Annotated in this window: 14 protein-coding genes; 10 read left to right on the top strand and 4 right to left on the bottom strand. The window is 72.2% G+C overall.

What is annotated here, in order from left to right; genetic code table 11:
- The first annotated feature begins 36 nt into the window (after positions 1–36).
- The 6 genes from ORV05_RS11290 to ORV05_RS11265 all read left to right on the top strand — a co-directional run bounded on the left by ORV05_RS11290 (position 37) and on the right by ORV05_RS11265 (position 3,692).
- Positions 37–534, top strand: a complete 498-nt coding sequence (locus ORV05_RS11290) for an RNA polymerase sigma factor (RefSeq protein ID WP_268758409.1) — start codon at positions 37–39, stop codon at positions 532–534.
- Complete coding sequence (locus ORV05_RS11285) at positions 531–1,148, top strand: methylated-DNA--[protein]-cysteine S-methyltransferase (RefSeq protein ID WP_268758408.1); 618 nt, start codon at positions 531–533, stop codon at positions 1,146–1,148. Before ORV05_RS11290 ends, ORV05_RS11285 begins: the two co-directional genes overlap by 4 nt.
- 49 nt (positions 1,149–1,197) lie before the next feature.
- Complete coding sequence (locus ORV05_RS11280; RefSeq protein ID WP_268758407.1) at positions 1,198–1,974, top strand: 2OG-Fe(II) oxygenase; 777 nt, start codon at positions 1,198–1,200, stop codon at positions 1,972–1,974.
- Positions 1,971–2,510 (top strand): hypothetical protein, encoded by a 540-nt coding sequence (locus tag ORV05_RS11275; protein ID WP_268758406.1) that lies wholly within the window; start codon positions 1,971–1,973, stop codon positions 2,508–2,510. Before ORV05_RS11280 ends, ORV05_RS11275 begins: the two co-directional genes overlap by 4 nt.
- A 10-nt stretch (positions 2,511–2,520) precedes the next feature.
- Positions 2,521–3,147 (top strand): TIGR03085 family metal-binding protein, encoded by a 627-nt coding sequence (locus ORV05_RS11270; protein ID WP_268758405.1) that lies wholly within the window; start codon positions 2,521–2,523, stop codon positions 3,145–3,147.
- Positions 3,148–3,224: 77 nt separating this feature from the next.
- Positions 3,225–3,692 carry a GreA/GreB family elongation factor gene (locus ORV05_RS11265; protein ID WP_268758404.1) on the top strand — a complete coding sequence of 156 codons (468 nt, stop codon included), beginning with the start codon at positions 3,225–3,227 and terminating at the stop codon, positions 3,690–3,692.
- Positions 3,693–3,763: 71 nt separating this feature from the next.
- On the opposite strand, the gene ORV05_RS11260 is transcribed toward ORV05_RS11265, so the two are convergent.
- From ORV05_RS11260 to ORV05_RS11245, 4 genes are read right to left on the bottom strand one after another with little or no spacing between them, the layout of a single operon-like run.
- A complete protein-coding gene (locus ORV05_RS11260) occupies positions 3,764–5,026 on the bottom strand; it encodes an alanine racemase (RefSeq protein ID WP_268758403.1) in 1,263 nt (420 codons plus the stop codon).
- A complete protein-coding gene (locus ORV05_RS11255; protein ID WP_268758402.1) occupies positions 5,023–6,783 on the bottom strand; it encodes an IucA/IucC family protein in 1,761 nt (586 codons plus the stop codon). Before ORV05_RS11255 ends, ORV05_RS11260 begins: the two co-directional genes overlap by 4 nt.
- Positions 6,780–8,516, bottom strand: coding sequence for an IucA/IucC family protein (locus ORV05_RS11250; RefSeq protein WP_268758400.1), 1,737 nt, complete (start codon positions 8,514–8,516; stop codon positions 6,780–6,782). The genes ORV05_RS11255 and ORV05_RS11250 overlap by 4 nt, the downstream gene beginning before the upstream one ends.
- Positions 8,513–9,733: an ATP-grasp domain-containing protein gene (locus ORV05_RS11245; RefSeq protein WP_268758399.1), complete on the bottom strand. Its 1,221-nt coding sequence runs from the start codon at positions 9,731–9,733 to the stop codon at positions 8,513–8,515. The genes ORV05_RS11250 and ORV05_RS11245 overlap by 4 nt, the downstream gene beginning before the upstream one ends.
- A 538-nt stretch (positions 9,734–10,271) precedes the next feature.
- Here ORV05_RS11245 and ORV05_RS11240 point away from each other — a divergent pair.
- The 4 genes from ORV05_RS11240 to ORV05_RS11225 all read left to right on the top strand — a co-directional run bounded on the left by ORV05_RS11240 (position 10,272) and on the right by ORV05_RS11225 (position 13,168).
- Positions 10,272–10,592: a hypothetical protein gene (locus ORV05_RS11240; RefSeq protein ID WP_268758398.1), complete on the top strand. Its 321-nt coding sequence runs from the start codon at positions 10,272–10,274 to the stop codon at positions 10,590–10,592.
- Positions 10,593–10,763: 171 nt separating this feature from the next.
- The gene (locus ORV05_RS11235) at positions 10,764–11,702 is read left to right on the top strand and encodes a UbiA family prenyltransferase (RefSeq protein WP_268758397.1); all 939 of its coding nucleotides are present in this window, start codon (positions 10,764–10,766) and stop codon (positions 11,700–11,702) included.
- A gap of 130 nt (positions 11,703–11,832) precedes the next feature.
- On the top strand, positions 11,833–12,267 hold the full coding sequence (locus ORV05_RS11230) for a thioesterase family protein (protein WP_268758396.1): 435 nt from the start codon (positions 11,833–11,835) through the stop codon (positions 12,265–12,267).
- A gap of 67 nt (positions 12,268–12,334) precedes the next feature.
- On the top strand, positions 12,335–13,168 hold the full coding sequence (locus ORV05_RS11225) for a chymotrypsin family serine protease (protein WP_268758395.1): 834 nt from the start codon (positions 12,335–12,337) through the stop codon (positions 13,166–13,168).
- The last annotated feature ends 120 nt before the right edge of the window (positions 13,169–13,288 follow it).

The following is a 13,288-nucleotide window of genomic DNA, read 5'->3' as shown; positions in this document are numbered from 1 at the left end:
ATCTCACGTTCCGGCCGTCCGGGGCGTCTACCGGAGGTGAGCGTGAAACCTTTCGAGCAGATCGTCGGCGCCTACGGGCCGGTGGTGCTGCGCGTCTGCCGCGCCGTACTGGGTCCGGCGGAGGCCGAAGACGCCTGGTCGGAGACGTTCCTGGCCGCGTTGAAGGCCTATCCGGACCTGCCCGGCGACGCGAACGTGGAAGCGTGGCTGGTCACCATCGCCCACCGCAAGGCGATCGACGCGATCCGCCTGAGAGCACGCCGCCCGGTGCCCGTGGAGACGGTGCCGGATCGAGCGAGCGCTTCGGGCAGGCCCGAAGCCTGGGACGGCGACCTGTGGGCCGCGCTGGCGCGCCTTCCGGACAAGCAGCGCGCCGCGGTGGCCTACCACTACCTGGCGGGCCTGCCCTACCAGGACATCGCCGGACTACTGGGGGGAACCGCCGAAGCGGCCCGGCGGGCCGCGGCCGACGGCATCAAGGCCCTGCGTGCCGGTTACGGGCACGCCGCGAAGGTGGGAGGGACGAGATCATGACGATCAGGGACGAGGAGGCACGGCGGTTGTTCGCCGCCCTGCCGGAAGCCGACGAGGACGCGAACCGCAGGCTGCACCGGCGGCTGGTGGCGGCAGCCGAACGCGACGGCGTGCTCGACGTGGCCTACCGCACCCTCGCCACGCCGGTCGGTGAACTGCTGCTGGCGGCGACGGAGCAGGGTCTGGTGCGCGTGGCCTACGCCAGGGAAGGCCACGAAGCCGTGTTGTCCACTTTGGCCGGATCGGTGAGCCCGCGGATCCTGTACGCGCCGGGCAGGCTGGACGAAGTGGTCCGCCAGTTGGAGGAGTACTTCGCGGGTAGCCGCCGCGAGTTCGAGCTGCCGCTGGATTTCCGGCTGTCCAAGGGTTTCCGGCGGGCCGTGCTGGCCCACCTGCCGCGGATCGGTTACGGCAGAACGGAAAGCTACGCTCAGGTGGCGTCGGCGGCGGGCAGCCCGAAGGCGGTCCGCGCGGTGGGCACGGCCTGCGCGACCAATCCGTTGCCGGTGGTCGTCCCCTGCCACCGCGTGGTGCGTTCGGACGGTTCGCCCGGCGGGTATGTCGGCGGTGCCCAGGCCAAGCAGACGCTGCTCACCCTCGAGGAGGCCGCATGAACCGGAAGTTTCCCGTGAGGGGTCCCCTCACGGCACGGGGAGCCGCCATATGAACGACAAGGGTCAACTCAGCCTCGTGTACCCGAGGCCACCGCGGGCACCGGAAAACCCGGCGGACCGCTATGCGAAACGGGTGGCGGGGGCCAATTGGGACGCGGTGGCCGCCGAACTGGACGCCACCGGGTGCGCGCTGCTTCCGCGCCTGCTCACGCCCGCCGAATGCGCCGGGCTGATCGCCCTGTGGGACGAGCCGGAACGGTTCCGGGCCACGGTCAACCTGCGCCGTCACCGGTTCGGCGACCACGGGGACTACCGGTACTTCCGCGAGCCGTTCCCCGAGCCGGTGCGGCGGCTGCGGGAGGAGTTGTACCCGCGGCTCCTGCCGGTCGCGCGGGACTGGGCCGCCCGGTTGCGCCGGGACGACGCCTGGCCCGATTCGCTCGCCGAATGGCTGGACCTCTGCCACGCGGCGGGCCAGGACAAACCGACGCCGATCCTGCTGCGGTACCAGGCGGGCGGCTGGAACGCGCTGCACCGGGACCTCTACGGCGACCGGGTGTTCCCGCTGCAGGTGGTGCTCAACCTCAACGATCCCGGCCGCGACCACACCGGCGGCGAGTTCCTGCTGGTGGAACAGCGGTTGCGGGCCCAGTCGCGAGGGACCGCGACGATGATCCCGCAGGGGCACGGGCTGGTGTTCACCACCCGGGACCGGCCGGTGCCCTCGGCACGGGGCTGGTCGGCGGCGCCGGTGCGGCACGGGGTGTCGGTGGTGCGCTCGGGGCTGCGGCACACCCTCGGCCTGGTCTTCCACGACGCCGCGTGAAGCGCTCTCCCCTGCCCCGGTTCCGGCCGCCGGGGGGCGCCGCCACCCCGGTCACCGCCGCCGAACTCGGCACCCTGCTGGCTCTGCTGCGGGCGATGCGACCCCGGCCGGTGAGCGTGGTGATCGGGGCCGCCGCGGACGAGGTGTCCCGGGCGAACGCGGCCCGGATCGAGCGGGCCTGGACCGAGCGGGGCGGGCTGTCGTTCGGGATCGTCGCCTGGCCGGAGGAGGCGGCCTCCTGGCTGCGCCCCGCGCGCCGGTTCACCGCCCCCGCGCCGGACGCCTGGATCGTCACCGCCACCCCGCCGGGCTGGGCGGGCATGGGACGGCGCCTGGCCTTTTCGACCGGCTGGTCGCCCCGGCGCACGGTGGCCACCGCGGCGCTGGCCGAACCGGCGTTGATCGCCTCGGCGGGGGTGGACACCTTCGACGGGCTCCGGGGCGCGCACCCCGACGGGCGGTGGTGGGAGTTCAGCCGGACGGTGCTGGTCGACGGGGCCGCGCCGCTGCGCACCCTTTCACCTACCAGCGAGTAAGGTCGGTCGCGTGGGTGTAGCCGCAGACGAACGCCGTGCGTTGAGTGTCCTTTTCGAAGAGGTCGGGCCGGACGCGCCGACCCTGTGCGAGGGGTGGCGGACGCGGGATCTCGCCGCGCACCTTGTGGTCCGGGAGCACCGGCCGGATGCCGCCCTCGGCATCCTGCTGCCCCCGCTGGCCTCCCACCTGCGCCGCGTGCAGGACGGCTACGCGGCCGAGTCGTGGGACAAGCTGGTGGCGCGGGTGCGCTCGGGCCCCGCCCGGTTCTGGCCGACCTCGATCCCCGCGGTGGACGAGCTGGCCAACACCGCCGAGTTCCTGGTCCATCACGAGGACGTGCGCCGCGCGCAACCGGGCTGGGAACCGCGGGCGGCCGACCCGGCACGGGACGCCGCGGCCTGGAAGACCGCGCGCGGGCTGGCCAAGGTGACGCTGCGGAAATCACCCGTGGGCGTGATCCTGCGGACGGAGGACGGCCGCACGGCCTCCGCGAAGGCCGGACCCGACGAGGTCACCCTGACCGGTACCCCCGTCGAACTGCTGCTGTTCCTGTTCGGCCGCGACGAGGTGCGGATCTCCTTCGAGGGTTCCGCCTCCGCGATCGAAAAGGTCAAGGCGCTCAAACGCGGCTTCTGATCGCGAGCGGACCGGCCGTCACGCGGGCATGCTGAAAGTGGACCACGCGTTGGGCGGACGGAAAGGATGCGAGCGACATGGCGAACGGCAAGCCCGCCGTCAGCGGCGAAGCCCGGGTCCGGCTGGAACAGGAGCTGGCCACCCTGCGCGACCGGCGCGCGGAGCTGGCCGCCGAGGCCCGCGCACTGGACCGGGTAGGTGACCGCGCCGACGACGCCGACGCGCTCCGCCTCGAAGACGACATCGCCGCACTGGACGCGAGGATCACGCAACTGTCGAGGGTCCTGGCCGGAGCCAGGGCCGGGGCGGGCGGCGTGCCCGACGGCACGACCGTGACCGTCCGGTTCGCCGACGGCACCGTGCAGCCCTTCCGGGTGGTCGCCGTCACCGAGGAGATCCCGGCCGGCCAGGAGGACAGCACGGTCACCACGGACAGCCCGCTGGGCCTGGCGCTGGCCGGTCACCAGGCCGGGGACACCATCAGCTATCCCGCCCCCGCCGGCGAGGTGCGCGCCGAGATCCTTTCACTGGAACTACCCTCCTGACCCCCAAGCCCTGCCGTTGGCCGTTGCCGTGAAGGGTCCCTTCACAGCCGATATGACTGTGAAGGGACCCTTCACGGCTCATCGCGGCCCGTCACGTGCACGACGGCGGGTTCGGGGTGCATGAGGAAGTCGTGGTGACTGATGTTGTACGCATAGGCCCCCGCCATCGCGAACAGCACCACGTCACCGGCCGCCAGGCGGGGCAGCCGCACGTCCCGGGCGAGCACGTCCTTCGGCGTGCACAGCCTGCCGACGAAGGTGACGGGCTCGCCGGTCGCGTCCTGACGCGGCCCCGGTTCCGCCGATCCCGTTGTCCACTCCGGACCGGGCAGCACCGCCAGCGGCTGGTCGTGGCCCTTGGCCGCCGGGGTCCGCAGATGGTGCGTGCCCCCGTCGCAGATCGCGAAACGGGCGCCGTGGCTGCGTTTGAGCTCCAGCACGCGGGTGGCGTACCAGCCGGAGTACGCGCTGAGGGACCGGCCCGGTTCGATGCGCACGCGACACGAAAGGCCGGTGGCCGCCCGGGCGAGACGGCGGGCGTAGGCGGGCCAGTCGAACAGCGGGCCGGGACGCCGGTAGTCCACCCCCATGCCGCCGCCGACGTTCACCTCGCGCAGCCGGAGCCCGTGGCGCCGGGTGAACCCTGCGGCCCAGGCCAGCACGGTCTCGGCGACGACGGCCGCCGCCGTGGCGTCGAGCCCACTGGCGAGGTGGGCGTGGATGCCGAGGACGCGGACACCGGTCAGGTGGTCCCGTTCCCGGGCCGCCGCCTCCGCCTCGGCGGGGTCCATCCCGAAGGGGCTCGGCATCCCGCCCATGGTGAGCGCCGCGTCCCCGGGTACCGCGGCGGGGATGTTGACCCGGAGCAGCACCTCCGCCACCCGGCCCGCGCGGCGGGCGAGGGCGTCGAGCCTGCGCAGTTCGTGCAGGCTTTCCACGTGGTAGCGCCCGACCTCGGCGGACAGCGCGGCGCGCAGCTCGGAGTCGGTCTTGGCGGGCCCGCCGAAGGCCACCGGCACCCCTGGCAGATGGGTGCGGACGTGGGCGAGTTCGCCGCCGCTGGCCACCTCCAGCCCGTGCACGTGCCCGGCGATGGTGGCGAGCATCCCCGGGTCGGGATTCGCCTTGACCGCGTAGAGCAGTTCGACCGGGGTGCCGGTGGACGCGGTGCCGAAGGCGGTCTTGACGGCGGCCAGGTGCCGGTCGAGGTGGCCGAGGTCGTAGACGTAGGCGGGCAGGGCGGCCCGGCGGGCGGCGGCCACCACCGCACCGGTGACCGGGGTGCCCTCGGGCGCCACCGCGGGCACGCGGGTGTTCTCCACCGTGCCGGTCAACGCACGGCCTCCGCGAGTGAGCGGCCCAGCGGGTGGGCGAACGGCACGTAACCCGCGTCGCGGTCGGCTCGCCGGTCCCAGCGGGTGTGCAGGTTCGCCTTCGCCGGCAGCGGGACCCCGTTCAGGAGCGCGCGCAGCCTCGGCGGGTGGCCGAGTTCGGCGCTGACCTCGGCCAGCAGGTCGGCGAGGGCCGCCCACAGCGTGTCTTCGAACCCCGGGACGGCGGGAACGAGATCGGCCAGCGCCCCCGCGATCTCGGTGAGGTGGTTGACGAACAGGCAGTAGGCGACGCGCCGCCAGCCCCGTTCGGAGTCGTAGGCCAGTGCACGGGCCACTTCACCGGGCAGCCCGGCGAGCGTGGCGTGGTGGCGGGGCGTGAGCAGTTTGGTGCCTTCGAGGTCACGGGCGAGCACCGCGACCGGGAGCCGCCCGGGGTCGAGCACGACGAGAACGTTCTGTGGATGCGGTTCGAGCACCACACCGTGCACGGCCCACAGCCGGAGCACCGGCGGTACCAGCAGCGCGAGGTAGCGGGCCCACCACCGGCGTGCCCAGTCCGCCGGATCGGCCCTGGCGGCGAGGTCGGCCAGCCGGGTCCGCGTGCCCGCGGGGTCGGGCCGCGCGGCGGCCAGGGTCGCGGCGAGGTGGATCTGCCCGCCGGGCGGGAGGTGCTCGCCCAGCCCGTCCCGGACGATGGTGCCCAGTCCTTCCAGGAGTTGCCTGCGCTGGGCCGCCGTGCCGTAGCGCTCCGGGAGGGCGACGCCGCGCGCCGCTGGTTCCGCCAGCAGGCCGAACCCGGGGTGCCGCGCGGTCACCTCGGCGACGGGACCGGCGAGCAGCCCGGTCAGCGCCACCGCCCCGGCGAGTTCGTAGGCGGCGTTCTTGCGCAGGCAGTTGGTGATGCGCACGTGGAGGCTGGTCTTGAGGAAGAGATCGGCCTCGGGCTGGTAGAGGGTGCGCACACTGGCGGTCGGATGGAACGCGGGCCCGGCCGGGCCGAGATCGCGCACCGCGCCCTCGGCCAGCGCGGCCGAAAGCACCGGTCCCAGTTCGGGGTCCCTCGTCAGCAGTTCGTACTGCCACGGGTGCACCGGCACCGCGCGGTGCCCTTCCGGGAGCCGGGTCTCGCCCAGCAGGCGCGAAGTGGCCGCGTGGGCGTCGAAATCCCCGTGGTCGTGCACGAACTCGCCGGGCACGGCGAGCCACCGCAGGGGAAAGGCGGTGCGGGTTTCGGGTGCGTGGCCGCGCCAGCGCCCCCGGTCCCCCGAACGCCACTTCGGCGCGGGGTGGCGGGGGTGGCCGTCGATCAGGCCCTGTTCGGAATCGAGGTAGGCCGACGCCGCCCCGGACACCGGCCGCGCCGGTGCCGTGGGCCGGGTGGCGAGAATGTCGGCGAGGGTGTCCCGGCTCGCGCGGATCTGCCCGGCGAACTCGTCGTTGACGGTTCCGGTGCGGGCGGCCAGTTCGGCCGCCGCGAGCTCGATCAGCGCGTCGAGGCTCAGCTCCGCCCAGTCCCCGCCGGGCAGGCGGCGCAGCACCGGACCGGCGAACCGGTGAGCGTCCACTGTGGACCTTCTGGTCACCTCGGCGCGTAGCAGGACGTCACGATGCGGCAGGCGCAGCGACAGCGTTCCCTCGCCGAGTTCCACCTGCCCTTCGGGGGCGGCGATTTCCCGTACCAGGCAGCCCAGGAGCGTGTGCGCCGACACCAGATCGGCCTGGGCGACGGCGGGCGCGGCAAGCGCGGTTGCGGTCACGAAGAACTCCGTTCGGACGAGGCGGGAACACTCCGGATCCCGGCCCCCGCCAGGTAGTTGGGACCGGTCCGCAGGTAGTACTTGTTGATGTCGGTGCAGCCGAGCCGGTCCTTCGGCAGCAGGGTGCCCGCGGTGACCATGGCCTTGACCGGGAGGCGGCCGGCGTCGAGGACACGGGTCCGCAGGGCCGCGGCCGCCCGCCGGGAGGCGGGGTCGGTGGGATCGCACCAGCGGCGGGCGGCTTCCTCGATCCGTGTGCGGGCGAGGTCGAACAACTCGTCCCGGCGGCGCCGGTCCCCGCTCGTCTCCTCCACGACGATCGCGGCGACGCACAGGTGCAGCGTGATCGTGGTGAACAGGTCGGCCAGGTCCTCCGGACCGGCCCCGGTGATCCGCCGGTCCGCGAAGTCCCCGGCCCGCACCGGCACGCCCAGCGCCGCCGACGCGTGGGCGCGGTCGACGCGACCGCTGTCGTTGTCCTTGTACACCAGTCGGATTCCCGCCGCTCCCTGCACGATCGTGATGTTCTGCTGATGTGCTTCCAGCGCGATCCCGTAGCGCAGCCACAGCGCCACGTGCCAGTCCAGCAGCACCGAAAGGTAACCGTCGAACCAGGAAAGCGGGTCGGCACCGGCGAGTCCGTCGAACACGCGGCGGCCGGGGGTCTCGGGCTCCGGGGCGAGCAGCGCGGCGACCGGAACCAGGGTGTCCCCCGCGACCTCGGCCGGGTAGTGCCGGATCAGCACGGCCAGCCGGTCGTCGTCGCTGTCCGCCCACCGGGTTTCGTCGGCGAGCAGCACGCGCGCGGACAGTCCCGGCTCGCGGTCGAGCACGGCGTTCAGCAGCCGGTGCAGGCGTTCCCCGTCGGCGAGGGTGCCGGGCTTGATGGTGCGCCGGTTCCGCTGCCCGAGGGTCGCGGTGGGCAGGGGAAGTTTCCAGTGGACGGAGGGGTTCCCGGCCAGTGCCACGGTGCGCGTGGACAGGGTCGGCCGCACCGTGGGCCCGGGCGGCCCGGCGACCTCGATCCCGCCGCGGTCCGCGGTGAGCGGATGCACCGGCAGCACCACGTGGTCCTCGCCGACACCGGCGACACCGAGTTCAGCGGGAGTGGGCCACCAGGTGGGGAGGCCGTCGGCGAAGGATGCCGAAAACCGCACTCGTTCCCGGGGCACGGCCGTCCAGCGCAGCCGGAACCGCGGCAGGTACTCGGGTGCGTACCGGGCCGCCTCCCCGGCGGTCATCCCCCAGCGGCACCGCCCGGCCGGATGCACCGGATGGTCGCGCAGGGCCGCCAGCGCCTCGTAGCGCAGCAGTCCCGGGTAGCCGGTGCCCTCCCCGGCCGCCCGGCGGGCGGGCGCGGTCTCCTGCCACCGGACGGTTTCCCCGGCCTGACGGCATTCCTCCGCGAAGGCGGCCCAACCCGCTTCGGCGTCGGCGTCCCCTCCGGGGGCGAGCGCCGCCAGCGCGCCCTCCACAGTGGACTCGATGTGGACGTTCCCGTCGCGGCCGGTGACCACCAAGAGGGGTTCCGCCACGGTGTGCTCGGACAGGAAGCCGTCCGGCCGCACCGGCAGGTGCGCCGTGCGGCCACCGGGCAGCGGCGCACACCACCAGGCGCCGCGCGGCAGGCCGTCCACCGGGGCGGCGCCGGGTCTTCCCCGGCTGGACAGTCCGAGATGGTCTTCGCGGAGCAGCGCGGCGAGCACGCGGAGCAGCAGGCCCGGCTCGCTCATCCGGCCACCGTCCACACGTGCCGGGACACGAACTCGTCGACGGCTGCGGACACCGCGCCGGGCACGGGACCGATGGCGTGGACGACGGACAGGTAGTCGCGGTTGGTGCCGTGCAGGGGTGCGCTCACCCCCGGTTCCCGCAGCCGACGGTGCCCGAGGCGGATGCCGCCGGGAAGTTCTTCGGCCAGGTCCGGCGGGGCCTCGGTGAGGGTGCCCGCCCGGTCCGCGGCGAGGTAGCGCACCCGGGCGTGACCGTCCACCTTGGACGGATCCGGCAGCGCCGCCAGCGGTTCGCCGAGGTGCAGCCGGACGACCTGCTCGAACAGGTCCACGCCGAGCAGGTCCCCGCAGACGAACTCCATGGTGTCGCCGATGAGGCGGTAGTTCACCTCGATGACGCGGGCGCGATCGCCGTCGAGGACGAACTCGGTGTGGCAGGCGCCGAAACCGACGCCGAGGGCGGACAGCTGGGCGCGCAGGTGGCGTTCCGCCTGCCGGGGAAGGCGCGGTGCCCAGTCGCGGCCGGTCTCGGTGAAGAACGGCGGCTGCCCCAGGCTCGTCCGCCAGGAGCCGAACCGGTGCAGGCGTTCTCCGTCGCCCAGGGTGTCGTAGGTGTGCAACTCCCCCGCCAGGTATTCCTCGGCGACCAGCGCGCAGGGGCCCCGGCGGCGGCGGATCGCCGCGGCCTGCGCGGCCAGTTCCGCGAGGTCGCCGACCAGCAGGACGTCCTCGCTCGCCACGCCTTCGCGGGGTTTGACGACCGCGGGGAACGGCAGCTTCGCCGCCACCTCGGCCGCGTCCTCACCCGGTCCGATCTCGACACTGGCCACGGTGTCGAGGCCGGCGGCCGCCAGCATGCGCCGGGTGAGCAGCTTGTTCTTGCACCGCATGGCGGCGCGCCAGTCCTTGCCCGGCAGCCCGAGCAGAGCGGCCGCCAGCGCCGTGGCCGCCTGCAGGTGGTCGCTGTTGCTCAGCAACGCCGATGGCGCTCCGTGCCGCTCCCCCAGCGCGAGCACCCGCCCGGCCACGGCCCCGGCGTCGGAGACCGCCGCCTCCACCACGGCGACGGGGGGACAGGGGTGCCCCCGATACGCCGCGAGGTGCACCGACGGGCGGTCGGTCAGCAGCACCACGGGCAGCCCGAGCCTGGCCGCCGCGGGCAGCAGCCCGTCGGTGACCGCCGTGGTCGGCTTCAGGGCGGTGAGATACAGGCACACAGGGGCGTCACCTCGGTTTTTGCAGCAAAGTTTGGCAAGGCTTACCTAACTAGTTCGGCCAGGGCCGGTCAAGTGATCTCGACCGTGGTCAGCAGCACGGGTGAATCCCCTTGATCAACTCGCCGAGCCCCAGTAGATTCCCGCCCCCGGCTCGACGGTGCCCCGCGCCCGCCCACCAAGGCCGTGACAGCACGTGAACACCCACCGGGACCGCGAATTCATCTCATTACGGAAATCGCCGGTTCCGGCTGCCGATTCCGGCTCCGCGTTCATTGTGGTCGGAACCAATGGGCTCTCGACCGAACGGCGGCACGGTGACCGCACAGGCATCCGCCGGATCGTGCCTCCGGATGCGGGAACAACCGTTGCTCCGATTACACAGAGTCGAACGCACTCCCCTTCGATTAGGCCATAAGAGAGAAGAGTGGCGAGCGCACAATACGACTTCTATACTGGGCGAAATCGGTGCGAGCGACTTTCACATCGGGAATACTCTGGGGGGAGCAGAGGTGCGGCACGAACCAAGGCGGTTCGGATCATGATCCGGGGCGGCGACGCGGCCCGGGAACCGGACATCCGCACCACACCCGTCTACGCGGTCGCCGTGCGCTTCCGCCTCGGCGACCTCCTGCCCGGCACGACCCGCACCATCGGCCTGCGAGACCACGTCGTGCACCAGGCACCGTTACGCGAGGAAGACCTGCACCTACTGCGACAAGGACGCCTGAAGCAGCTGGAAACCTTCTGCGGCATTTCCTTCCACGGCGGGCAGGCGGAGCGGATCCCCACCCGCGACATCCTCCGCCACGTCGGGTGCGACGCCTGCCAGCTCCTCGCCGTCCCCGTCGTGCTCCTCTGACGGCGGCCACTGAGCCAGGTTTCCCTGCTATGCTGCCAAAAACAAGGTCAACTCGTCAGAAATGCCATGGCGGCACGGTCTTCCGCCCTCTTCCACCTCACCTCGTGCCGCCACACAGCGCGAAGTGACGTGCATCGGCGGGGTTCTCCGTGCCCTCACCCTGGGGAGCAGATGCCGCAGCCGACCGATTCCCGACTCCTGCACGACTTCCTCGCCATCCACCGATGGCAATGGCCACTGCCCGTCGCCTACCTCTGCTACGCGAGCTGGGGCATCGCCTACGCGGTTCCCGGTCTGGACCACATTCCTCTTCTCGCCACCGTCGCGGTGATCCTGGCGAACCTTTTCCTTTTCGCTTCGGGACTCGCTCTCAACACCATCGCCGACATCGACACCGACTCCCGGCACGGGGACAAGAACTACCTGTCGAAAGCCGTATTCCGAGCGGGCCTGGTCCGCGCACGACGATGGGTGGCCGGGGAGATCGCGGCAGGTCTGGCCTGCGCGGTTTCGTCCGCGTTACTGAGCGGGCGCCCTCTCGTCTTCGTGTACGCGGTGACGACCGCAATCCTGCATTGGGCGTACAACGTCGAGCCAGTGCGGCTCAAACACCGGGGTTTCCCGGGTGCGCTCGCCTTCGGTGCCTGTTCGGCGACCTTGCCTTGCCTGATGGCCTTCACCGCGATGGCGGCCGGAGCCGGGCTTCCCGGGCTTCCCGTGGTGCTCGTGTTCCTCGGTCTCGGGGTGCTCAGCGGTGGCCGCACGGCGTGGTGGTCGGTGCCGGACGTCGAGGCCGACGCCGCGGCCGGCGCCGCGACGCCAACGGTCCGGCACGGCACCCGCCGCGCCGTCGGCCTGTCCTGCCTGACCATGCTCGCCGGACTGGTCCTGATCGCCACCGGCCTTCGCGCACTGTCCGGACCGCTGTGGGCGATCGCCGGGCTCGCGCCTCACCTGCTCGTCCTGGCCTTCGCCGCTCGTCCACTCCTCGCGGTCGAGCACGGCGATCTGCTGCCCAGTTCGGCCTGGTTGCGCACCCGGGGGCTTCCGCTCGTGACGCTCGGCGAAGTGGTCCTACTCGGCGTACCACTGGCCGCCGCGGCGCCGTGAGGGCCCCTCAACCGGCTGCGGTCACCTGAATCGCGAACCCGTTTCACTTCCGAGCGGACGACGCTACAGTGACCTCCATTGTTCACGGAAGTACGAGTGATGGGCCAACCGGCGGAACGAGGAGCTTCCCGTGCTCGACACCCTGTCCCTCGGCGACGTCCAGCGCCTGCACTACCGGGTGCCCCCCACGAAGACGGTCCCGCACCTGTACCCGGAGTCCGAGGAATACCGGAGCATGCCCGAGGTCTTCGCCACCGGCTTCATGGTCGGCCTGCTGGAATGGTGCGCGATCCTGGCGCTGCGTCCCGTATTGGAGGAGGGCGAGGCAAGCCTGGGCACCCGGGTCGACATCCGGCACAGCGCCCCCACCCCACCCGGCGCCAGGCTCACCGTCACCGCCCGCTGCATCCGCATCGAGGGCACCTACGTCGAATGGGAGGTCGAGGCCCGCGACGACGACGGCGAGATCGCGGCGAGCGGCATCCACGGCCGCAACGTGATCACCACCGAGCGGTTCCTGCGCCGCGTCGCCGACAAGGCGAAACGGCTCGCGGATTTCGCTTGATTCATCGGGGTTTCATCGGTTCCGGCTACCGTCGCTTCCTTGATACCGGATTGAATCGAGGTGCGCGTTGCCGAAGAAACGGACCAGGCGGTGGGTGGTCGCCGCCGCGGCTGCCGCGATGACCGTGGCGGCACCAGTGGCCGCCCAGGCCGCACCGGCCGGCGGCCACCCCCGAGGACTCGCGAGCGGATCCGTCACCGCCGTGGCGGATGCACCGGCGCCGTTGAAGGTCGTCACCAACGGCATGAAGATCGTGTGGTCGCCCAACCCCGGTCTCGGCCTGCCTGGCGTCGGCTACTGCACGCTCGGCCCCGTCGGTTACGACAGGTTCGGCAACGGCATCGGGATCACCGCCTCCCACTGCGTCCAAGTGGTCAACGAGCCCCCGACGTTCGAGTATCCGGTGTACGACGCCAACGATCTGGCGTTCGGCCCGATCGGCACCTACGTCTGGACGAGTCCGATCCCGGCGGAGAACGATCCCTCCTTCCCGGACACGCCCCACGACTACGCCGTGATCCGCTTCGACCTGACCAAGGTCACCCTTTCCAGCAACGGCCCCGCCCTGCGCATCGATCACAACGCGACGAGGCTGCCGAGCCGCTATTCCGACATCATCTGCAAGGACGGGCAGACGACCGGCCTGAAATGCGGCATGGTCGGCAACATCGTCAACGGCATGCTGCACAGCTGGGCGATCAACGGCCCCGGCGATTCCGGAGGCCCGGTCGTGCTCATGGAAGGCAACGTGGGCACCGCCTGGGCCGGCATCGTGCACGGGGTGTACGACACCGACCCGCTGGGCGGCACGTTCTTCTACGAGTCGGCCCAGAACATCCTGGCCGACCTGGCGGCTCGCGACGGTTACGGCGCGGGCTTCACGCCCGTCGACACGCCCTGAGCCGTTCCCACGCTCCACAACGGTTCCCGGGGTCGGGATCGTCCACAGGAGACGGGCGAGCCCGGGCAGGAAGACACCGCCGGGACCATCGGCAGGCCGGGGGAAGCCGGGAGTCCCCTG

This window comes from Amycolatopsis cynarae, assembly GCF_026802195.1.
Taxonomy (GTDB): Bacteria; Actinomycetota; Actinomycetes; order Mycobacteriales; family Pseudonocardiaceae; genus Amycolatopsis_E; species Amycolatopsis_E rhizosphaerae.
Note: the sequence above shows the minus strand (reverse complement) of the source record. Positions and strands in the feature narration are given on the sequence as shown.

What these genes read in the sequence shown, in the direction of transcription:
- ORV05_RS11285 (WP_268758408.1), top strand. Translation starts at nt 531, where the DNA reads ATGACGATCAGGGACGAGGAGGCACGGCGGTTGTTCGCCGCCCTGCCG.
- ORV05_RS11280 (WP_268758407.1), top strand. Translation starts at nt 1,198, where the DNA reads ATGAACGACAAGGGTCAACTCAGCCTCGTGTACCCGAGGCCACCGCGG.
- ORV05_RS11265 (WP_268758404.1), top strand. Translation starts at nt 3,225, where the DNA reads ATGGCGAACGGCAAGCCCGCCGTCAGCGGCGAAGCCCGGGTCCGGCTG.
- ORV05_RS11250 (WP_268758400.1), bottom strand. Translation starts at nt 8,516, where the DNA reads ATGAGCGAGCCGGGCCTGCTGCTCCGCGTGCTCGCCGCGCTGCTCCGC.
- ORV05_RS11240 (WP_268758398.1), top strand. Translation starts at nt 10,272, where the DNA reads ATGATCCGGGGCGGCGACGCGGCCCGGGAACCGGACATCCGCACCACA.
- ORV05_RS11235 (WP_268758397.1), top strand. Translation starts at nt 10,764, where the DNA reads ATGCCGCAGCCGACCGATTCCCGACTCCTGCACGACTTCCTCGCCATC.